Source organism: Pseudomonas sp. CNPSo 3701 (assembly GCF_028674975.1).
Classification (GTDB): Bacteria; Pseudomonadota; Gammaproteobacteria; order Pseudomonadales; family Pseudomonadaceae; genus Aquipseudomonas; species Aquipseudomonas straminea.
Genome location: NZ_JAQZSI010000001.1, coordinates 705,849 through 726,360 on the forward strand (window position 1 = coordinate 705,849; position 20,512 = coordinate 726,360).

General features: G+C 64.0%; 17 protein-coding genes and 1 pseudogene. 11 read left to right on the top strand and 7 right to left on the bottom strand.

Annotated elements, in window-relative coordinates; translation table 11 throughout:
• Positions 1-160: 160 nt before the first annotated feature.
• Positions 161-1,012: a MaoC/PaaZ C-terminal domain-containing protein gene (locus tag PVA39_RS03205; RefSeq protein WP_274122805.1), complete on the bottom strand. Its 852-nt coding sequence runs from the start codon at positions 1,010-1,012 to the stop codon at positions 161-163.
• A gap of 277 nt (positions 1,013-1,289) precedes the next feature.
• On the opposite strand from PVA39_RS03205, the pseudogene PVA39_RS03210 reads away from it, so the two are divergent.
• Positions 1,290-1,619 (top strand): annotated as a pseudogene (locus tag PVA39_RS03210) (helix-turn-helix transcriptional regulator); the annotation flags it as partial.
• Here PVA39_RS03210 and PVA39_RS03215 read toward each other — a convergent pair.
• Positions 1,620-2,975 (bottom strand): 3-oxoacyl-ACP reductase, encoded by a 1,356-nt coding sequence (locus PVA39_RS03215; protein ID WP_274122807.1) that lies wholly within the window; start codon positions 2,973-2,975, stop codon positions 1,620-1,622.
• Between the two features lie 148 nt (positions 2,976-3,123).
• On the opposite strand from PVA39_RS03215, the gene PVA39_RS03220 reads away from it, so the two are divergent.
• A complete protein-coding gene (locus PVA39_RS03220) occupies positions 3,124-4,401 on the top strand; it encodes an acetyl-CoA C-acetyltransferase (protein ID WP_274122808.1) in 1,278 nt (425 codons plus the stop codon).
• Between the two features lie 21 nt (positions 4,402-4,422).
• Here the strand turns inward: PVA39_RS03220 and ada are convergent, their stop codons facing one another.
• Positions 4,423-5,463, bottom strand: a complete 1,041-nt coding sequence (gene ada / locus PVA39_RS03225) for a bifunctional DNA-binding transcriptional regulator/O6-methylguanine-DNA methyltransferase Ada (protein WP_274122809.1) — start codon at positions 5,461-5,463, stop codon at positions 4,423-4,425.
• A gap of 172 nt (positions 5,464-5,635) precedes the next feature.
• Between ada and PVA39_RS03230 the strand changes: the two genes are divergently transcribed.
• From PVA39_RS03230 to PVA39_RS03250, 5 genes are all read left to right on the top strand, one after another.
• Entirely contained in the window at positions 5,636-6,523 is an 888-nt protein-coding gene (locus tag PVA39_RS03230; protein WP_093500150.1) for a PA4780 family RIO1-like protein kinase, read from the top strand.
• Positions 6,524-7,116: 593 nt separating this feature from the next.
• Positions 7,117-9,675, top strand: coding sequence for a nitrite reductase large subunit NirB (nirB, locus tag PVA39_RS03235; protein ID WP_274122810.1), 2,559 nt, complete (start codon positions 7,117-7,119; stop codon positions 9,673-9,675).
• Positions 9,675-10,055, top strand: coding sequence for a nitrite reductase small subunit NirD (gene nirD / locus PVA39_RS03240; RefSeq protein ID WP_147175627.1), 381 nt, complete (start codon positions 9,675-9,677; stop codon positions 10,053-10,055). Before nirB ends, nirD begins: the two co-directional genes overlap by 1 nt.
• Positions 10,056-10,318: 263 nt before the next feature.
• On the top strand, positions 10,319-11,077 hold the full coding sequence (locus PVA39_RS03245) for a TerC family protein (protein ID WP_274122811.1): 759 nt from the start codon (positions 10,319-10,321) through the stop codon (positions 11,075-11,077).
• A 362-nt stretch (positions 11,078-11,439) separates the two neighbouring features.
• A complete protein-coding gene (locus PVA39_RS03250; protein WP_093500144.1) occupies positions 11,440-12,213 on the top strand; it encodes a type IV pili methyl-accepting chemotaxis transducer N-terminal domain-containing protein in 774 nt (257 codons plus the stop codon).
• Between the two features lie 93 nt (positions 12,214-12,306).
• Here PVA39_RS03250 and PVA39_RS03255 read toward each other — a convergent pair whose 3' ends face one another.
• Entirely contained in the window at positions 12,307-13,254 is a 948-nt protein-coding gene (locus PVA39_RS03255; protein ID WP_274122812.1) for a helix-turn-helix transcriptional regulator, read from the bottom strand.
• A 173-nt stretch (positions 13,255-13,427) separates the two neighbouring features.
• On the opposite strand from PVA39_RS03255, the gene PVA39_RS03260 reads away from it, so the two are divergent.
• The 3 genes from PVA39_RS03260 (at position 13,428) to PVA39_RS03270 (ending at position 15,285) form a co-directional block, all read left to right on the top strand.
• A complete protein-coding gene (locus PVA39_RS03260) occupies positions 13,428-13,856 on the top strand; it encodes a hypothetical protein (protein ID WP_093500140.1) in 429 nt (142 codons plus the stop codon).
• Between the two features lie 126 nt (positions 13,857-13,982).
• Positions 13,983-14,624 carry a hypothetical protein gene (locus PVA39_RS03265; protein WP_274122813.1) on the top strand — a complete coding sequence of 214 codons (642 nt, stop codon included), beginning with the start codon at positions 13,983-13,985 and terminating at the stop codon, positions 14,622-14,624.
• Positions 14,617-15,285 (top strand): hypothetical protein, encoded by a 669-nt coding sequence (locus PVA39_RS03270; RefSeq protein ID WP_274122814.1) that lies wholly within the window; start codon positions 14,617-14,619, stop codon positions 15,283-15,285. The genes PVA39_RS03265 and PVA39_RS03270 overlap by 8 nt, the downstream gene beginning before the upstream one ends.
• Here the strand turns inward: PVA39_RS03270 and PVA39_RS03275 are convergent.
• Positions 15,246-16,298 carry a DUF1176 domain-containing protein gene (locus PVA39_RS03275; protein WP_274122816.1) on the bottom strand — a complete coding sequence of 351 codons (1,053 nt, stop codon included), beginning with the start codon at positions 16,296-16,298 and terminating at the stop codon, positions 15,246-15,248. The two genes, PVA39_RS03270 and PVA39_RS03275, sit on opposite strands and share 40 nt — an antisense overlap.
• Before the next feature lie 241 nt (positions 16,299-16,539).
• Here PVA39_RS03275 and PVA39_RS03280 point away from each other — a divergent pair, with 241 nt between their 5' ends.
• Positions 16,540-16,965 (top strand): GNAT family N-acetyltransferase, encoded by a 426-nt coding sequence (locus PVA39_RS03280; protein WP_274122818.1) that lies wholly within the window; start codon positions 16,540-16,542, stop codon positions 16,963-16,965.
• A gap of 128 nt (positions 16,966-17,093) precedes the next feature.
• Here PVA39_RS03280 and PVA39_RS03285 read toward each other — a convergent pair whose 3' ends face one another.
• Both PVA39_RS03285 and PVA39_RS03290 read right to left on the bottom strand, forming a co-directional pair.
• Positions 17,094-19,355 (bottom strand): TonB-dependent receptor, encoded by a 2,262-nt coding sequence (locus PVA39_RS03285; protein WP_274122820.1) that lies wholly within the window; start codon positions 19,353-19,355, stop codon positions 17,094-17,096.
• Between the two features lie 172 nt (positions 19,356-19,527).
• A complete protein-coding gene (locus PVA39_RS03290) occupies positions 19,528-20,406 on the bottom strand; it encodes an alpha/beta fold hydrolase (RefSeq protein ID WP_274122821.1) in 879 nt (292 codons plus the stop codon).
• Between the last annotated feature and the right edge of the window lie 106 nt (positions 20,407-20,512).

The following is a 20,512-nucleotide window of genomic DNA, read 5'->3' on the forward strand; positions in this document are numbered from 1 at the left end:
GCCTGGGTCTGTGCGAAAAGTCTCCGAGCGAAGGTCAGGCGAGGCAAAGATCGGTGAGGACGCGGAGTTTACGAGCTGTAAATGAGCAGGCCGACTGGGCTGGCACTCCAGGCGATTTTTAACGAAGCATCACCGAGCGCAGGTACTTTTCGTACAGAGCCTAGATGACCTGCCAGTAGCCGGCCAAATGTGGCGCATCGTCCTTACCCTGCAGGTCGAACTGGCCTTCCGCCGCTGGCAGGCTGGCACGCATACGCAGCGTGCTTGGCAGTAAAACCGGCTTCTGGAAGCGCACTTCGACGCTGTAACCCGAGGCTGGCAGGTGGGCATGCAGCGCGGCCAGGGCGCGGGCCTTGTTCCAGAGGCCGTGGGCGATGGCGTGGGGGAAGCCGAACGGCTTGGCGCTCAGGGTCGATAGATGAATAGGGTTGTAGTCCCCCGAGACTCGCGCATAGCGGCGGCCGATGTCCGACGGCGCCTGCCAGCTGTCCAGCGCATCCATCGGCAGGCTCGGTGGTTCGCTGCGGCCGATGGTCGGCCCGTCGAGCTTGACGCCGCGGCACAGGATGCGGCTATCGCCCTCCCAGAGCAGGCCCAATTGATCCTCGAGGCGGGTGATCACGCTGAACACCGCGCCCTTGTCGTGGGGCGCCAGGTTGCTGGCTTCCACGCTCAGGGTAAAGGGGCCCAGGCCGGCCAGCTGGCGCACCAAGCGGATGCGGTTTTCCAGGTGCACCAGCCCGAGGGGCGGGAAGGGAAAATCCGCCTCGGTAAGCAGTTTCATCTGCAGGGTGAAGGCCAGTATGTGCGGATAGGTGGCGGGCAGGCGAGCATCGTCGGTGAAGCCACATAGCTGACGGTAGCGGGCCAGGTGCCCGGCATCCACGCTCACCGGGCAGCGCAGCCCGCGGTGCGGCAGAGCCTTGCCGGTGATTCCACGCCGGGTCGCGGCGCGCAGGAGCATGCCGGGCAATGCCGGCGGGGTGTGCAAATCGAGCCATTCGGTTGCCATCGTGCGCTCCGCTGCAAGGTGGTTTGTGCGTACTCTCGTCGAGATTTAGGACATTAGCCAGCGCCTATTGGTGCCAAGTGCGCAAACGATTGCCGGTTACCCAGGCATCAGTGGCGAAAGCTGCCTACGCTGGTGGGTAAATTGGCCCAGCCACCCTCCATGCAAGGAATGCAGCATGCCCAACCTGGACAAGCACAGGGCCGTTACGCCTCTGCCAGCCCTGATGCCGAGTTTCCTGTGCCTGCGCACTTCGCTTCCCGCGGGCGCTGATCAGGCGCGCCCCGAGCTGGTCGGCGAGGTCAGCCGGCTGATCGACGAGTTGCTGAGCGAGGGCGCAACCCTCGAACAGGTCGCCGCTCGCCTGGGCATGCCGGTGCGCCGGCTGCGTGAACGCCTGGCTCAGGCCGATGTGCGCTTCAATGAACTGCTCAACGATTGCCGCTGCAACCTGGCCAAGCGCCTGCTGGTGGACACCGAGGAGCGCATCGAGTGGATCGCCGAGCGCACCGGCTTCTCCGAGCCCAGCACCTTTTGCCGCGCCTTCAAGCGCTGGGTCGGCGCGACGCCGGTGGAATTCCGGCGTCGCGGGCGTGCGGCAAGCTCGTGATCAGGCGCCCAGCAGGCTCTGCCCGCACACCCGCAGCACCTGGCCGCTGACTGCGCCCGAACCGGGTTGCGCGAACCAGGCCACCGCTTCGGCGACATCCTGAGGCAGGCCGCCCTGGTTCATCGAATTCATGCGCCGCCCAGCCTCACGGATGGTGAAGGGAATGGCGGCGGTCATGCTCGTTTCGATAAAGCCCGGCGCCACCGCATTGATGCTGATGCCGCGCTGCGCCAGGGTCGGCGCCCAGCTCTGGGCCAGGCCGATCAGCCCGGCCTTGCTGGTCGCGTAGTTGGTCTGCCCGACGTTGCCGGCGATGCCGCTGAGCGAGGCGATCAGCACCACGCGGCCGTCATCGCGCAGGGTGCAGGCTTCCAGCAGGGCGGCGGTGAGTTGTTGCGGGGCACGTAGGTTTACGTCGATCACCGACTCCCACAGGCCTTCGCTCATCTTCGCCAGGGTCTTGTCGCGGGTGATGCCGGCGTTGTGCACGACGATATCGACGCCATCGGGCAGCGCCTCGACCAGCCGGGCCGGTGCGTCTTCGGCGCAGATGTCCAGAGCGAGGCTGCGACCACCTAGGCGCGCGGCGAGGGCATCGAGGGCGTCCTTGGCGGGTGGCACGTCCAGCAGCAGCACCGTGGCGCCGTCGCGGGCCAGGGTTTCGGCGATGGCAGCGCCGATGCCGCGGCTGGCGCCGGTGACCAGGGCGGTCTTGCCGGCCAGCGGGCGCGTCCAGTCACTGACCTGCCCGGCGCAGGGCCGCAGGCGCAGCACCTGGGCCGATATGTAGGCGCTCTTGGGCGACAGCAGAAAACGCAGCGCGCCTTCGAGTTGGCCTTCCGCGCCGGAGTCGACGTGCAGCAGTTGCACGGTGCCGCCGCGGCGGATCTCCTTGGCCAGTGAGCGGGTGAAACCTTCCAGTGCGCGTTGCACGCTCGAGGCCTGCGGGTCGGTCAGCGTCTCTGGCGCGCGACCGAGCACCACCACGTGAGGGCAGCGATCGAGATTCTTCAGGGCGGGTTGGAAGAACTGGCGCAGGGCGTCGAGTTCCTCGAAGCGCTGCAGGCTGCTGGCATCGAACACCAGCCCCTTGAGTTCGGGGCCGTGTTCGGCGGTCCAGCGGGGCAGGCCGAACTGCTCGTCACGGGGGGCGAACAGCTCGTCGGTCAGGCGCTTGGCGAAGCCCGCCACCGCCGCCCCCAGGTCGCCTTCGCCACCGATCAGCAGCGCACCATCCAATGGCCGATTGCGACCCGCCACCCAGCGCTCCAGTGGCAGTGGCGCCGGCAGCCCGAACGCACCGACCAGGCGGCGGCCGGCCGGCGTATTGGCGAAGTTGAGGTAGCGATCGGACATGGAACAGACTCCAGGGCTGAAACTCAAAGTGGTTGACCACTGTACGCGATCACTCGTTTCATGCATCGACAGCAGCCCAATGACCGGCGACCGTGTCGGTAAAACGGCACCCTAAAATGCCGCAAAATATTACTGCAAGGAGCCGCACATGAGCCTGCCGCGCCGGGTCGCCATCGTTGGTGGCAACCGTATTCCCTTCGCCCGCTCCAACAGCGCCTACGCCACTGCCAGCAACCAGGCCATGCTCACCAGTGCTCTGGAAGGCCTGGTCGAGCGCTACAACCTGCACGGCGAGCGCCTCGGCGAGGTGGTGGCCGGTGCCGTGCTCAAGCACTCGCGGGATTTCAACCTGACCCGTGAATGCGTACTCGGCTCGCGCCTGGCGCCGGAAACCCCCGCCTACGATCTGCAGCAGGCCTGCGGCACCGGCCTGGAGGCCGCCCTGCTGGTGGCCAACAAGATCGCCCTCGGGCAGATCGAGTGCGGTATCGCCGGGGGCGTGGATACCACCTCGGATGCGCCGATCGGCGTCAACGAAGGCCTGCGCAAGATCCTGTTACAGGCCAATCGTGCCAAGAACACTGGCGACAAGCTCAAGACCCTGTTGCAGATCCGCCCACGGCATCTCGCGCCGTCGCTGCCGCGCAACGGTGAGCCGCGCACGGGGCTCTCCATGGGCCAGCACTGTGAGCTGATGGCGCAGCACTGGGCCATCCCCCGTGACGAGCAGGACCAGCTGGCCGTGGAAAGCCATCGCAAGCTGGCCGCCGCCTACGCCGAGGGTTGGCAGGACGACCTGATAACGCCGTTCCTGGGCCTGACCCGCGACCAGAACCTGCGCCCCGATATCGACCTGGCCAAACTGGCGACCCTAAAACCGGTGTTCGAGAAAGGCCAGCGCGGTACCCTGACCGCCGCCAATTCCACGCCCCTGACCGACGGGGCTTCACTGGTGCTGCTCGCCAGCGAGGAGTGGGCCAAGGCCCGCGGCCTGCCGATTCTTGCCTACTGGCGGGACGGCGAGGCGGCAGCGGTGGATTTCGTCAAAGGTCACGAAGGGCTGCTGATGGCGCCGGTGTACGCCGTGCCCCGGTTGCTGGCGCGCAACGGACTGACCCTGCAGGACTTCGACTACTACGAAATCCACGAGGCCTTCGCCGCCCAGGTGCTGTGCACGCTCAAGGCCTGGGAAGATGCCGACTATTGCCGCGAACGTCTCAAGCTGGCGCAGCCGCTGGGCAGCATCGACCGCGCCAAACTCAACGTCAAAGGCAGCTCCCTGGCGGCCGGCCACCCGTTCGCCGCAACCGGTGGGCGCATCGTCGCCAACCTGGCCAAGTTGCTGTCGGTGGCGGGTGAGGGCCGTGGCCTGATTTCCATCTGCGCTGCGGGCGGGCAGGGCGTGACGGCGATTCTGGAGCGTTGAATCAGTCCGATCGTAGCCTGGTCATTCTTCGCGGCTGAGCGTTTCGGCTTCGGCCTGCAGTAGCGCCGCCTTGCGTGCCACGCCCCAGCGGTAGCCGCCCAGGCTGCCATCGGCGGCGGTCACCCGGTGGCAGGGCACCAGCAGGCCCAGCGGGTTGCTGGCACAGGCGCGGGCGACGGCTCGCGGGTGGCTGGCGAGTTCGGCAGCCAGTTGCCCATAGGTGCGCGTCTGCCCGACGGGAATGGCGCGCAGGGCCTGCCAGACGCGCTGTTGGAAGGCCGTGCCGCGCAGATCCAGCGGTAGCTTGGCGGCGCGCTCTGGCTCGTGCAGTTGCTGCAATACCTCGTTTAGCCAGCCTTCCAATTCCCCGTCATCGGGCTGCAGGCTGGCCGCCGGGAAACGCTGGCGCAGCTCGGTTTCCAGCGTATCCGTCGCATCGCCGAACAGCAGGGCGCACAGCCCTTTGGCGCTGTCGGCCAATAGCAGGTAGCCAAGCGGACAGGGCACCACGGCCACGCGAAGCATCTCGCCCTTCGAGCCCTGGCGCCGCCTTGCAAGGGCTACGCCGTCGGTTTGCTCATAAAGGCTGCGGGTGTTGCTGTAGCCGGTGTCCAGCGCCGCTTCGAGTACCGATCTGGCGCCCGGCAGGTTGGCGGCCAGGCGTTCGCGCTGGCGGGCGCTGGCCCAGGCCTTGGGCGTCAGGCCGGTGCGCGCCTTGAAGGCGCGGGCCAGGTGCGAGGCGGACAAACCGACGCGCGCCGCCAGCATCTCCAGTGTGAGCGGCTTGTCAGCCTTGTCGAGCAGGCGGCAGGCCGCCGTTACCAGTGCATCGAGCTGCTCGGCGGGGCTTGCCCCCTGAGGCGTGCAGCGCTTGCAGGGTCGGTATCTCGCCGCTTCGGCCTGCGCCGCGCCGTCATGGAAACTGACGTTGTCACGGCGTGGTCGACGCGCCGGGCAGCTGGGCCGGCAATAGATACCGGTCGAGCGCACGGCGAAGACGAATTGACCATCCTGGGCGGCGTCGCGCTCGCACACGGCCTGCCAACGGCGTTCTTCGGACATGTCGATCTCCTGTAACGGTATCTGGATTGTCGGTATCCGCCGGCGTGGGCGCCAGTGCCAATCGCGCTTTCAAAGCCGATCGTCCGGCGCATTTTCCCCATGGGCTGGGCGCTGCCCCAGGATTGCCGTATAAAAGGGCCGCATAGCCCACCGAGGACCCCAATAAAAGCTGATGAAGACGCCAAAACGCATTGAGCCCCTGGTCGAGGACGGCCTGGTGGACGAGGTGATTCGCCCTTTGATGAGCGGCAAGGAAGCAGCGGTCTACGTGGTGCGTTGCGGTTCCGAGTTGCGTTGCGCCAAGGTCTACAAGGAGGCCAACAAGCGCGGGTTCCGCCAGGCCGCCGAGTATCAGGAGGGCCGCAAGGTACGCAACAGCCGCGATGCCCGGGCCATGGCCAAGGGCTCCAAGCACGGGCGCAAGAACCAGGAGGAGAACTGGCAGAACGCGGAGGTGGCGGCCCTGTTTCGTCTGGCCAACGCTGGCGTGCGGGTGCCCAAGCCCTACGACTTCCTCGATGGCGTGCTGCTGATGGAGCTGGTCACCGATGGCGAGGGCGACGTTGCGCCGCGCCTCAATGACGTCGACCTGCACCCGGAGGACGCCCGCGAATTCCACGCCTTCATGATCGAGGAAATCGTCAAGATGCTGTGTGCCGGCCTGGTGCACGGCGACCTGTCGGAATTCAACGTGCTGCTCGGCCCGGAGGGCCCGGTGATCATCGACCTGCCCCAGGCGGTGGATGCGGCGGGCAACAACCACGCCTTCAAGATGCTCGAACGTGACGTCGGCAACATGGCGGCCTACTTCGGCCAGTTCGCCCCGGAGCTCAAGTACAGCAAGTACGCCAAGGAAATGTGGGCGCTCTATGAAGAAGGCAAGCTGACGCCACAAAGCGTGCTGACCGGTGAATTCAAGGACTCGGAAGACGAAGCCGACGTCGACGCGGTGATGCGCGAGATCAAGGCCGCCCTGGCCGATGAAGCACGCCGCCAGGCTGCGCTGAATGCCGAAGACGAGCCCAAGGATCGCGAGCCGCCACCACCGTGGGAGCGTTGACACGCGACATGCTGTTACCTGGCGCCTAGCCGGCATTCTGCGGCTTTGGCTGCTAGGTGGAGGAAGCTGCCGGTGAGCGGAGCAATTTTGTAGGAGCGGCTTTAGCCGCGAGCTCTTTGTTTGCCTTGATAAAAAGCTCGGGGCTAAAGCCCCTCCTACGCGTTACGCGAACGGCCGCTATTGCCTTGAAGTGACCATAGGCCTGGCGAGACGCCTCCAGCGCCGATCCGGACTTGCTCCCGAGTTCATGGGCAATGGCCGAGCGTAGTTAGGCGCGCTCTGCCTGCTCTGAAATGGTGAGTTTCGGCGTCGGTCGCCTCATATTGGTTCGTGACGGTCGCCGGCATTTCCCCTCATCAAAGTGCTGAAAGCCCCGTCCCTACAGTCCCTTCGGACATTCGAGAAATCCTGGCATGCAACCTGCTATCGACCTTGTGCACCCATCTACGATGGGCCCGGTGAGCAGGCCGTGACCTGACGCTCACCCCCACATCACCGAATCCAAGGCAAAGACGCCTGAAGCTGACAACAGCTCCAGGCGTTTTTTTTGCGTTGCAGAAAACCGTGTTAGCGCAGCAGACAGAGGGCAGGCTATGAATTCCATCGTCACATCGATCAAGCGCGAGACCCTGATCGTCATCGGCAACGGCATGGTCGGCCACCACTGTATCGAGCAGTTGATCGCCAGTGGCGCGCTGCACCGTTATCAGGTGCACGTCTACGGCGAAGAGCCGCAGCGCGCCTATGACCGCGTGCACCTGTCCGAATACTTCTCCGGCAAGGACGCCGAAGCCCTTGCCCTCGGCGAGGCCGATCTCTATGCCCGCAACGGCGTGCACCTGCACCTCGGTGAGCAGGTGCTGGAGATCGACCGTGAGGCGCGCGAAGTCGTCACCAGCCAGGGGCGTCGTGGCTACGACCGTCTGGTGCTGGCTACCGGGTCCTATCCGTTCGTGCCGCCGATCCCTGGTGCCGAAGGTAACTCGCGCCTGGTCTACCGCACCCTGGACGATCTCGACGGCATCCGCACCGCCGCTGCGGGCGCGCGCCGCGGCGTGGTGGTCGGCGGCGGCTTGCTCGGCCTGGAGGCGGCCAATGCGCTGAAATCCCTTGGCCTGGAAGCTCATGTGGTGGAGTTCGCGCCACGCCTGATGCCGGTTCAGCTGGATGTTGACGGTGGCGACGCACTGCGGGCGCGTATCGAGGCGTTGGGCGTGGGCGTGCATCTGTCACGCGCCACCCAGGAAATCGTCATCGGTGAGGAATACGCCTACCGTATGAATTTCAATGACGGTGAGTATCTGGAGACCGACCTGATCGTGTTCTCCGCCGGCATTCGCCCCCAGGACGCCCTGGGCCGAGCCGCCGGCCTGGACATCGCCCCGCGCGGCGGCGTGGTGGTCGACAACGACTGCCGCACCAGCGACCCGGCGATCCATGCCATCGGCGAATGCGCGTCCTGGAACGGCACGGTATTCGGCCTGGTGGCGCCCGGCTACAGCATGGCTCGCGCCGTGGCCGCGCAACTGGCCGGTGAGCCCCATGAACTGTTCACCGGCGCCGATATGTCGACCAAGCTCAAGCTGCTTGGCGTCGATGTCGGCTCCATCGGCGATGCCCACGGGGACACGCCGGGCGCCAAGAGCTACCGCTACATCGACGAAGCCAACGCCAGCTACCGCCGCCTGGTGGTCTCGGCGGATGGCCAGCGGGTCATCGGCGCCGTGCTGGTCGGCGACAACAGCTATTACGACACCCTGCTGCAGTACGCCCAGAATGGCATCAAGCTGCCGGCCGATCCGTCGAGCCTGATCTTGCCGCTGTCCGACGGTGCGCCGACCCTGGGCGCCGATGCGTTGCCGGATACCGCGACCCTCTGCTCCTGCCACAACGTCAGCAAGGGTGCGGTGTGCTGCCAGGTCGACGCGGGCATCACCGACCTCGGCGAGCTCAAGGCCATCACCAAGGCCGGCAGCGGCTGCGGCGGCTGCAGCGCGCTGCTCAAGCAGGTCTTCGAGCACGAGCTGAGCGCCCGCGGCGTGGCGGTCGACAAGAGCCTCTGCGAGCACTTCGCCCACACCCGCCAGGAGCTGTACGCCATCGTCCGCGTGGAGGGCGTGCTCAGTTTCGATGAACTGCTGGCCAAGCATGGCCGCGGCCACACCGGCTGCGACATCTGCAAGCCGGCGGTGGGCTCGATCCTCGCCTCGTGCTGGAACCAGCCGATCACCGACCCGGCGCTGATTCCGCTGCAGGACACCAATGACACCTTCATGGCCAACATGCAGAAGAACGGTACCTATTCGGTGGTGCCGCGTATTCCCGGCGGCGAGATCACCCCGGACGGCCTGCTGGCCATCGGCGCCGTGGCGAAGAAATACGACCTCTACACCAAGATCACCGGCGGCCAGCGCATCGACCTGTTCGGCGCACAATTGCATGAGCTGCCGGACATCTGGGGCGAATTGATCGCCGCCGGCTTCGAGACCGGCCACGCCTACGGCAAGTCGCTGCGCACCGTGAAGTCCTGCGTGGGCAGCACCTGGTGCCGCTACGGCGTACAGGACAGCGTCGGCATGGCGCTGCGCCTGGAGGACCGCTACAAGGGCCTGCGCGCGCCGCACAAGATCAAGTTCGCGGTCAGCGGCTGCACCCGCGAGTGCGCCGAAGCGCAGAGCAAGGACATCGGCGTGATCGCCACCGACAAGGGCTGGAACCTCTACGTGTGCGGCAACGGCGGCATGCGCCCGCGGCATGCCGAGCTGTTCGCCACCGACTTGGACGACGAGGCGCTGATCCGCACCATCGACCGCGTGCTGATGTTCTACATCCGCACTGCCGACAAGCTGCAGCGCACCTCGGTATGGCGCGAGTCGCTGGAGGGCGGCCTGGATTACCTCAAGGCGGTGATCCTCGACGACAGCCTGGGCCTTGGCACCGAGCTGGAGGCGCAGATGCAACTGGTGGTCGACCGCTACGAATGCGAATGGGCGGGCGCCCTCAAGGACCCGGAGAAGCTCAAGCGCTTCCGCACCTTCGTCAACGACCGGCGCGCCGATCCGGACATCCATTTCGTCAAAGAGCGCGGTCAGCGTCGACCGATTACCGCCAGCGAACTCCACCTGATTCCCGTTACCGATGAGGTGCTCTGATGAGCCAGCCCAACGCCGTGCGTGCCCAATCGCTTCCCGCCACCCAATGGCAACCGCTGTGCCGCAGCGCCGACCTGGTCGCCAACTCCGGCGTGGTGGCCTGGCTCGATGGTGCGCAGATCGCGCTGTTCCATCTACCCCACAGCGAAGCCGGCGAGCAGCTGTTCGCCGTGGAGAACCGCGACCCGAAATCCGGCGCCAACGTGATCGGCCGCGGCCTGATCGGCCAGATCAAGGGCGATCTGGTGATCGCCTCGCCGCTCTACAAGCAGCACTTCCGCCTGCGTGACGGCACCTGCCTGGAGTACCCGGAACAGCGCCTGCGCGTGTGGCCGGTGCGCCTCAATGGCGACACCGTGGAAATTGGTCACGCAGGCTAGTGCGGCACGCGGCTCGTTGGCCTAAGTGATGGCGATACACGAGCCTGCAGAAGGAGCGATGCGAGTCGATGACCGTTCTCTAGTTCGCTGTCATAGAGCCGTTTTCGCCGCGCTCTAGCGACTGGCCTGTTTGTCTCCAGCGCCCGTTATCAGCGGGATTGAGCCTGGTAGCGTGTGCGAAATAACTTGTCGCAAATTGTCATATTGGTCGGTCTGACAAAAGCACAGAATGCGCCTTCTGTTCAGCCATAAAGTGCGTGATCGTGGACTATATCCTGCAATTGACGAGCGACCCCGCTGCCTGGGTCGCTTTGGCCACTCTGGTGGTCATGGAAGTGGTACTGGGCATCGACAACCTGATTTTCATCTCCATCCTCACCAACAAGCTGCCCGAGCATCAGCGTGCCAAGGCGCGCCGCCTCGGCATAGGCGCCGCGCTGATCCTGCGCCTTGCCCTGCTGGGCACCGTGGCGTGGATCGTCAAACTGGTCGACCCGGTGATCGAGTTGTTTGGCCAGGCGTTCTCCTGGAAGGACATCATCCTGATCGCCGGTGGCCTGTTCCTGCTCTGGAAGGCTACCAAGGAAATCCACCACACCATGGACCCGGAGCCGGAAGGCGACATGTTCGTCGGTCGCGCCGCCACGGTTGGCTTTGGCGCGGTGATCGTGCAGATCCTGCTGCTCGACCTGGTGTTCTCGGTAGATAGCATCATCACTGCCGTGGGCATGACGCCCCACGTGCCGATCATGGTGGTCGCCGTGATCGCCGCCGTCACCGTGATGCTGCTGGCCGCCGATCCGCTGGCGCGCTTCATCAACAACAACCCGACCGTGGTGATGCTGGCGCTGGGTTTCCTGATCATGATCGGCATGACCCTGATCGCCGAAGGTTTTGGCGCCCATGTGCCGAAAGGCTACCTGTATGCGGCGATGGCCTTCTCGGCGGTCATCGAAGGTCTGAACATGCTGTCGCGCCGTGCCAAGCGCAAGGCCGCCGCGCAAAGTAAAACGCCTTCCTGATGCGAACCTCGTGCGCCTGTTTTACAGGCGCACGAGGCGACATCCGCTATTTCCCTTCCACTCAGTTCACTGCCATGACCGTTCGGTTTTCAGGTGGTGGCGCTGTGCTATCTTTTTCGTCAGGCTTGGCTATTGCATCGGTGTGGCTCTGCGGTTGCAGGGGCCGGTGCGGTGGAGTGTGACCGCCGTCACCAATCTCCACTCTGCTAAGCGGCCTGGTCGTCGTTTGGCCTGTCGCGGCAGGTCAGGCGCGGGTCTATGAATTAGAATCCGTCCTATTGTTGGCGTCGAAAAGCTGGCAGCCCAGGCCGCCCGCCGCGCCCCTATTAGCCGATAGCGCCGTTGCGCGTGAGGAGCGAGAGTTGATCAAACGTTGTATGCAGGCCCTGGTACTGAGCCTTGGCCTTGTCAGTCTCGCCAGCTGGGCGGAAATGGCACCACTGGAGGCCATGAACATGGCCGGCCTGCAGCGCAGCCTTGGGCAGATCATGGCCAAGGACTACATGATGATCGGCTCCGACGTGAAGGTCGACGACGCCACCAAGCAGCTCAACACCAGCGTCGCGCTGTTCGAGGATCACCACGCCAAGCTCAAGGCCCATCCGACCAACAGCGAAGTGCAGGCCGGCCTGGCCCAGGTCGAGGTGATCTGGACGGCCTACCGCGCCATGGTCACCGCCAAGCCGGACAAGGCCCAGGCGCCAGCCGTACTGGCCAAGGCCGAGGAGCTGGTCAAGCAGACCCAGCACGTCACCGATCTGTTCGAGAAGCACAATGGCGACGCCGCTTCCCACTCGATCAACCGCAGTGGCTGGAACCGTGTGCTGACCCAGCGCACTGCGATGTTCTACATGGCCCGCGCCTGGGGCGTGCAGGCACCGAATCTGGATGCCAACTTCGACGCTTCGGTGAAGGAGTTCGACGCCATCATGAAGGAGCTGCAGGCCGCTGGCGCGCCCAACGATGAAATCGCCGCCGCCCTGCGCAAGACCGACGCGCGCTGGCAGTTCGCGACCAAGGCCTTTGCATCCAAGGAGTTCGTGCCGACCATCGTGGCCGTCAACGCCGAGTCGATGTTCCGCCAGCTCAACGAAATGACCCGCCTGTATGCCGGCCTCAAGGGCGACCAGCTCTGATCGCCTGGCTCGCCCCGCCACTGCGGGGCGAGCCACCTTCTTAGTCTTTAAGTCGCTGTACGCCGGTCTCTGAAAGCAGCCATCTTATTTCTTCTAGTGCTCCGCCCCCGGCGGATGGCCAAAGTGCGCCCGATAGGCATGGCTGAAGTTCGCGGGGCTGTTGTAGCCCAGGCGATAGGCGATCTGCGCCACCTGCCATTTGCGCTGGCGCAGCAGCGTGCGGGCCAGCTCCATGCGCTGCTGGCGCACATACTGCAGCATCGATTGCCCGAACACCTGGCCGAACGCGCGGCGCAGGGTGGTTTCGCCCACCCCCAGTTGCTGAGCCAGCGCCTGGCTGCCCGGCGGTTGTTCCAGGCTGGCGTCGAGCAGGCGGCGTGCCTCGAAGGCCAGGTCGCGCTGGCCACGCACCGGTTGCGGCGCGCTGCTCGCACGGCCCTTGAAGTGCGCGGCCAGTTCCACCAGCACCGCCAGGCTCAGGCTCTCCTGATGCAGGCGCTCCAGGGTGCCGTGATACGGCGACTGATACAGGCGCTGCAGCAAACCGCCCAGGGCCTTGCAGTGCTGCAGCTCGCTGAAGCGGATGCCGTCGTCGAGCAGGCCGAGCAGCGGTTGCAGTTCGGGGTCTTCTTCAGCCAGCTCATGCAGATAGTCGCCGGCGATGCGCAAGCCGGCCATGCGCGCGTGGCTGCCGGCCGGCAACTGGTCGATGGCCTCCATGGTTTCGCTGACGCCGAGCATGTGCGGCATACCGGGCGTGTAGCGGTGTAAGTGACCGTCGACACGATGCTCCCATCCGCCGTCGAGCACCTGGACGATGCACAGGCTGCCCGGCAGCACCTTGTCGATGCGCAGCGGCTCGGGAAACTGCAGGTCGCAATCGAAATACTGCAGGTGCGGGCGCACGGTGCGGGCACGGTAATGCCCGATGGCACTGCCCATCACGCGAGGCGTGCTGGCGTCGAACACACCCGCCTTGGCAAGGGCGGCCGGCTGTTCGAAGCAGAATTGCGTATCCAGGTAGGGGGTCCAGCGTCGCATCGGAGAGGGTGCATCCTTGGGGTGGCGGTTGACACACTTTGACATCTTACTGCGATCGATCTTCGACCGTCAGTCGTTGTGATCGAGCGATTTATTGTTGTGCGCCGCGGCTGCGCTGCTAGGCACGCTGCACCACGTTGAGTTGAATGGCCGATTTCAACGGGAGTAGATGCATGAAGATTTTCGCAAGAAGTACCGCATTGCTGGCCATGCTGCTGGCGCTCGCCAGCGGTCTTGTACAGGCCGAGGAGCGCCCGGAAGTGGCGCCCAAGGTGGTGGCATTTGCCGGCGAGCAGGGCGTGAAGGTGTGGACGCTGCGCATCGGTGCACGCAGCGAAAACCAGGCGTTGGTGCAGGTCGAAGGCGTGGACCACGACTGGGACATGCGCATCCAGCGTATGGACGTGGAAAAGAATGCCGATGACACGCGCTACAGCACCCAGGTCGATGGCAAGAAGTTCGTGGTGCTGCTGGTGCGCAACGGCTGGGGCGAGTTGTACCTGCCCGGTGAAGCCAAGCCGATGATGGTCGGCTACGACAACGGGCTGTCGGAGCAGGGTAATGCTCAGGCGTTTCTCACCGACTACCTGCAGGCCAAGTAAGGCGCTGGCGCAGGCGGCAGAGTGTTGAGCAGGCGGCTGTTTGTTGTGAGCGCCAGCCGCCGCGCTGCCAAGCCCGTCTGCCGGGTCGGATAATTCGCGCATCATGTCGATGCGAGGATTTTTCCGATGAACCAACCCCAATCACCGCGCTTCTCCGATGACGGTGTCGTGTATCCGCGTGGTGCCCAGCGCGACGCCATGGTCGCCGAACTCACCCAGCTCATTGAGCGGGTGCCCGAGCAGATGGAGTTCACCAATACCAAACGCTACTGGGTGCTCGGCCCTGTGCTCACCCTGGGCGCGCTGGGCATTCTGTGGAGCGGCGTCAGTTTCGGCAAGACCGGCCTGATCATTTGCGGTGGCTTCATGACGCTGTTTTTCATGTTGCTCACCTGGCAGCACCGCAACGCCGGCCGCGAGGTGTTCATGCGCCTGACCCGCCGCGAGCTGCATCACACCGCGCTCAGTGGGCCTGTCGACCTGACCAAGGTGGTCGACGTATTCGTCAAGGACGAAGGCCTGCTCACCCTGCAGAAACTGACTCTGAGCGACACCGCCTCGCTGCCGACCCATCGCGCGGTGTCGGTGCTGTTCGGCAATCAGGCCATGGCGCTGAAAAAACCTCAGCCCCATGTGCGCATCAACTCCGCCGGCGTGGCCACTGGCGGCAGCAAGCTCGATATCGATGACCTGCACACCCTGCTGACCGCTTACGTGCAGGCAGCCCTGGCCCAGCAACAGCTCGACACGCTCAAGCAACATGGATGATGCCAGCCGCGCGGTGCTGCTGAGCGAGCTGCAGGACCAGGCCGACGGCCCGCAACAGTGTCACGAAATCCACGAGCGTGCTTCCGGGCAGGCGCTGTGCAGCGCCCTGGGGGCCGCGATACTGCTGTTCGTCGGCGGCTGGCTGGTCAGCCTGCCGAGCATCATCCACATGCGCTCGGCGCAGTGGCTGTGCTGGGTGCCTGGCGCCTTGCTGCTTGCGGCGGGACTGGCAATGCTCGCCGGTGCCGAGGCGTTCAGCCGCCGTAATGGCCGCCTAATCATGTTGCTGACCGCCGACGGCGTGCAATTTGCCAACGCCCGCGAGGCGACACCGTGGCAATGCTTCGATGCCTTCGAGATCCAGCAGCATCACCTGCGCCTGTCGCTGGTGTTTTCGGTGATGGCCGGGCAGCGCGTGCAGGGGCTGACACCGCCATGCTTCAAATCCCTGGCTGCGCCGGATGCGCGCCCGGTCGCCGCCTGCATGCGCCTGCGGCTATGGCTGTTCAACCCGATGTTCGACGGTCGCCGTCTGGATATCGAGGAACTGACCGAACTGCTCTATGCGTACCTGCAGGCTGCCCAGGCGCGGCGTACCCTTGGCAAGCTGTTTCCGGAGGTTCAGCGCTTCTCGGCGGTGCGCCACAGCACCGGCCAGTAGGTCGAGTCCAGGCCGAGGCAGGTGCCCAGCATGGTGGCGTGGACCGGCACGAAGCCCTTGCCGTCGTAGCGCCAGCGCTGGGTAAAGCCGCAGCCGCCCATGCCCATGGCCAGAGTGAAGCTGCTCAGTTCACCGCTTGCCGGGTCGAATTCGACACTGCCGCTGGGTGGCAATTCCTCGAAGACGGGAATCTCAGGAATGCTTGCCCTGCGCGCCTGCTGGGGCTTATCGAGCGGCGCCTGGTACAGGCTGTAGTTGCAGTTGTAAGCGCCGCAGCCGGTCTTGAGGATGACCAGTGCCTCGCGGTCACTGAGCGCGAAGGCCTGGCCCTCGGGCAGCTCATCCTCATACATCTCGGGCTGCCAGTCGCTGCGCGTCGCCTCGCGCACCGCGTACAGCACGCGCTTGCTGTCGACCGCGCTCAGCGGCTTGGGTGCTTGCCAGGCTGGCGCCGGCGGCACGGCGGGGGCGGGCGGCACGCTGCTCGCCGGGTTGCTGCCCTTGCGCAGCAGGGCCGTGGTGGTGCCCAGGCGGCCCTGCACCGAATCCATCAGCAGCAGAGCGGCGCTCATGCCGCTGAGCGAAGTCACCGCCTCGCCTTCCTCGGTGGGCAACACCAGGCGCTGGCCATTGCGCAGCTCGGCGATCAGCGCCTGAGCATCGGCGCCCTCTACGCTGTACACCTCCGGCACCGAACCTTCGGTCAGCTTGCCTGGCTGCAGCTTCACCTTCAGCGGTTTGCCATCGAGCAGCGGCTGGCCGCTGGCCTTGTTGTAACTGAACAGGCCGACATGCAGGGCACCTTCGGGGCCGGCTTCACGGCTCACGCTCAGGCTCCAGGTGGGCAAAGTCTGCACATCTTGCTCGGTGGCGTTGGACAGTGCTGTGCACTGGCGCGTGTTGTCACAGGCCACCAGCCAGTCCTTGAGATTGCTGTACAGCGGCACCTGCTCGGCGGCGCCGGCGCTGCCGGCGGCCAGGGCGACGAGCAGGGCGAGAGAGCGACGAACCATGGGCGAACCTGCGCAAGGAAAAGTGCCATTAGGGCAGGTTTGTTGGGCTACGCCTATGGGGCGGTCGCGGCGCACAAAAGATTGCTGGCTTACCACACGAAGCAGAGAGGCGTGGCCGCCCTTTGCGCGCTCTGACTTGGTAGGTGCTCGGCGACTGTTCTGCTTTCAATCATCTGGTGTTTGCTACAACACTGATCCGAAGTCAGGCGTATCCACGTCACGAGTCGAAAGGAGATAGCAAATGAGTACGCGCATCGAGAGGAAGGCTAATCCCGGAGAGGAAGATCGTTCTGCCGTTCTCCGCCCGTTGCGGGCTTACAACATGGCACAGGCTGGTGATCCGAAGCCTGAGGCCATCGCCTTACTAGTGCGCGGCGGGGACAGTGACGAGGTGATTGGCGGACTTTATGGCGAGATATTCTATCGATGGTTATTCATCGAGTTGCTCGCCATACCGGATCAAGCGCGAGGCCAGGGCATTGGATCACAGCTGATGAACATGGCTGAAGAAGTGGCGCGCGAGAAAGGTTGCACGGGAATCTGGCTCGACACCTTCAGCTTTCAGGCGCCCGACTTTTACAGGAAGCACGGGTACAGCCAATTCGGCGAACTGGATGTTTATCCGGCAGAGCACAAACGTCTGTTTTTTCAGAAGCGTTTGCAGTGAAGCTCTGCCGGGAAATGTTATTCGCGTCAGCGGAGCATCCCGGTACAGCCTGATGAAGGAACTGGTCAAAAGCAAAAATGGCGGGACTTTTAGTGCCGCCATTTTCTGTAATCAGCGTTTTTCCTGAATTAGAAATCGACCGTCGCGCTGACCGAAAGCGTGCGTGGCTCACCAAGCGTCAGGTAGTTGGATCCTGGATAGCCGCCGGTGGACGCCCAGTAGTCGCGGCCCGTGACGTTATCCAGGCGGGCGCGCAAGGTTACGTCGCGCTCGTCGAGCTTGAAGCCATAACGTGCACCGATATCCAGCCGGGTCCACGATGGAATTTCCAAGCTGTTGGCGTTGTTGGTGTATTGGCTATCGGTGTAGGTCACGCGGCTGTTGAGCGACAGACCGTTGAAGCCCGGTACGTCCCACTCACCGCCGATATTGGCCTGGACTTTGGGAACGCCGATGGGTTCGTTGCCGTCGTTTGCTCCATCCTGGGTCTTGGTCAGCTCCGCATCCAACAGCGTGAGACCGCCCAGCAGGCGGACGCCTTGAGCGGGCTCGCCGAAAACCGAGAGCTCGATGCCGCGGTTACGCTGCTCGCCACCGTTCTTGAAGATCTGGTTTTCGACGATACCGACCGGTTTCTTGGTCTGGAATACCGCGATGCTGCCGCCCACGAAGCCGCCGTCGTATTTCACGCCGAGCTCGGTTTGTTTTGCGACGTAAGGGGCCAGAGCTTCGCCTGCGTTGAGGATCGGTGCAGATGTTCCATCGGGTAAGGTAGTGGTTGAGCCGGCGGTATCGCCTGCGGTCAAACCTTCGATGTAGTTACCGTAAACCGATACCTGCTCGTTGAGCTGGTATACGACTCCCGCGACAGGCGTGGTTTCGTACTCTTTGTACTTCGAGGTTTGATTGCCGCTGTTGTAGTCGTACGCAGTTACGTCCAATCCCTGGCGACGAGCCCCGAGGGTGACCAGCAACTGGTTATCGAAGAAGCCGAGTGTGTCGGCGATCGCCAGGCTTTGCGTGTGCGTTCGGCCAGTGATGTGGGGATCGGACATCGAACCGCTGAATGAATTGTTGTCTGGTTTCGCGCCGTCAAATGGGTTGTAGATATCGCCAGCAATAGGGCTACTGAAGTTGCCTTGCCAGGCGTTCTTGTCCTTGGTGTCGTACATGGCACCTGAAACGACCCATTCGTGGGATACCGGCCCAGTCTGCAGATTGAAACGCATACCCACCTCGCCGGTGGTTACGGTTTCCTCACGGTAATTGTCGAAGCGAGAGGCCGTTGTGACGCCGGCGGCATTCGACGATGGGTTGGCCAGTACGTTCTTCTCCTCACCTTTGCGCATGCCCGCGGCTGCCCAGGTGGTGACGGCGTCAGACAGGTCATATTCCGCACGGAAGGTGCCGAACGTCTGTTTCTCTTTCGAGTAAGTCCAAGGTTGTCCGTAGTTTTCCTTGGCGTCCGGGGCGCTGGGAACGTCACCGGTGGGTGTGACGCTCGGCAGTGGTCTATCGATGAAGTGGTATTGATGGCCAATGTCGGCAGACAGGCGCAGGCGATCGCCCTGGTAATCGAGCCCCAGAGCAAACATGTCCAGGGTGCGATCCTGGTCTTTCACCGACGTCTCGCCATCGCGTTTGGCCATGTTCAAACGCACGCCAAAGCGGTCTTCCTCGCCGAAGCGGCGAGCAACATCTGCGCTGACGGTGCCGAAGCCGTTTGTCTCAGCGCCTACGGTCAGTCGAGTCAGCGGATCGTTTGGCGCGCGCTTGGGCAGGATGTTGATTGCGCCACCGATGCCCGTTCCGCCAGGTGCAGCGCCGTTGAGAAAGGCATTGGCGCCTCGGAAGACCTCGACGCGCTCGATGAACTCGGAGGCCACGTACTGGCGCGGCAGCAGACCGTACAAGCCGTTGTAGGCAATGTCATCGGAGTAGAGCGGGAAGCCCCGTACGACGTAAAGCTCCTGGAAGTTGCCGAAGCCGCGAGCGATTCGCACGGATGGATCGTTCTGCAGGATATCCGCCACGCTGTGCGCCTGCTGATCTTGAATCAGCTGATTGGTATAGGAGGTGGAGGTGAAAGGGGTCTCCATGTAGTCCTTGTTGCCAAGAATCCCTACTCGACCGCCGCGGGCGACCTGGCCACCCTCGAATTCAGGCACCAGACCTTCACGCGATGCATCGGCGCTGGCAGAAATGGCCGTTTCCTCAAGCTCCAGGACGTTTTCCGGCACGTCATCGGCTTCAGCTGACTGTGCTTCCTGCGGGGAAATTTCTAGCGTGGTTTGCGCGTAGACCGCTGCCGAAGAAAAGCTGGCCGCGAAGCACACAGGCAGCCATAGGGAGGTCAGTACGGTTTTGGTTGGCGCACGATGGATAGGCATGAGCAATCCTGCTGATCGCATGATCGAAGGGAATGGGGTCGGTAAAGATAGAGGTATGGCGAATAATAATCTATATCATTTTTGGGCTTTATGGATACAGATTCTCTAGAGTGCTTGGTTACCTCCGCTGTGCACCCTGCAGCCACGCAGCCTCCTTTCACGACCGCTCACTTCACCCCAGAAAACCGAGCAGGTGCTCGACCACGAAGTCAGGCGCTTCTTCTGGGATGTAGTGCCCGCACGGGGCGATCACGCCTGTCACGTTGTCGGCCACCTCGCGGGTCATGCTCGCCATCATGCTGCCCAGTGCCGCCTCGCCGCCCATGGCCAGCACCGGCATCTTCAGGCGCGTGCGCGCATGCTCGTGGTTTTGCGCCATGCTTTCGAACAGCGCCCGGTAGTAGGCGGCTGCGGCACGCCAGCCACCCGGCGCGCTATAGCAGCGCACGTATTCGGCCAGCGCCTGGGGTTCGAGCCAGCCGCTGCCCGCTCCCTTGGCATGGAAGAGCCAGCTGAGAAAGGTGTGTTCGCGGCCGCTGATCAGCGCTTCGGGCAGGTCTGGTTGGGCGAGGAAATAGAAGTGCCAGTTCTTGCTGATGCGTGTCGGCTCGAAAGCGTACATCTGCGCTGGCGCGAAGCCGGGCACGGTGGCGTCCAACAGAGCGAGCCGGCGAACCTGCTGCGGGAACAGGCTGGCGTAGGCATAGCCGATCCACACGCCCACGTCGTGGCCCACGAAGTCGAAGCGCTCCCAACCCAGGGCCTGGGTCAGTTCATGCAGGCGCCTGGCCACGCTGTTGGTGTCATAGCCGCCATGGGGCTTGTCCGAGTCGCCGAGGCCTGGTGGGTCCACGGCGACGACCGTGTAGTGTTCGGCAAGCGCAACCATGGTCTTGCGCCAGGCATACCAGGTCTGCGGCCAGCCGGGTACCAGCAGCATGGGGGTACCCCGGCCGCCGATCACGTAGTGCAGACGCTCGCCTGGCGCGCCTTGCATGCGGTGCTCGAAGGTCGCAGCGAAAGTCGTTTCATCGTAGGTCGTGTGGTTCATGGGCAATTTCTCGTGGTGTTGTATGCCTATCCTAGGGCGCAGTGCTCAGCAGAAAATTGGCAGTGGCGTAACATCACTCATAACGGTGGGTGATGAGTGGGTGAAA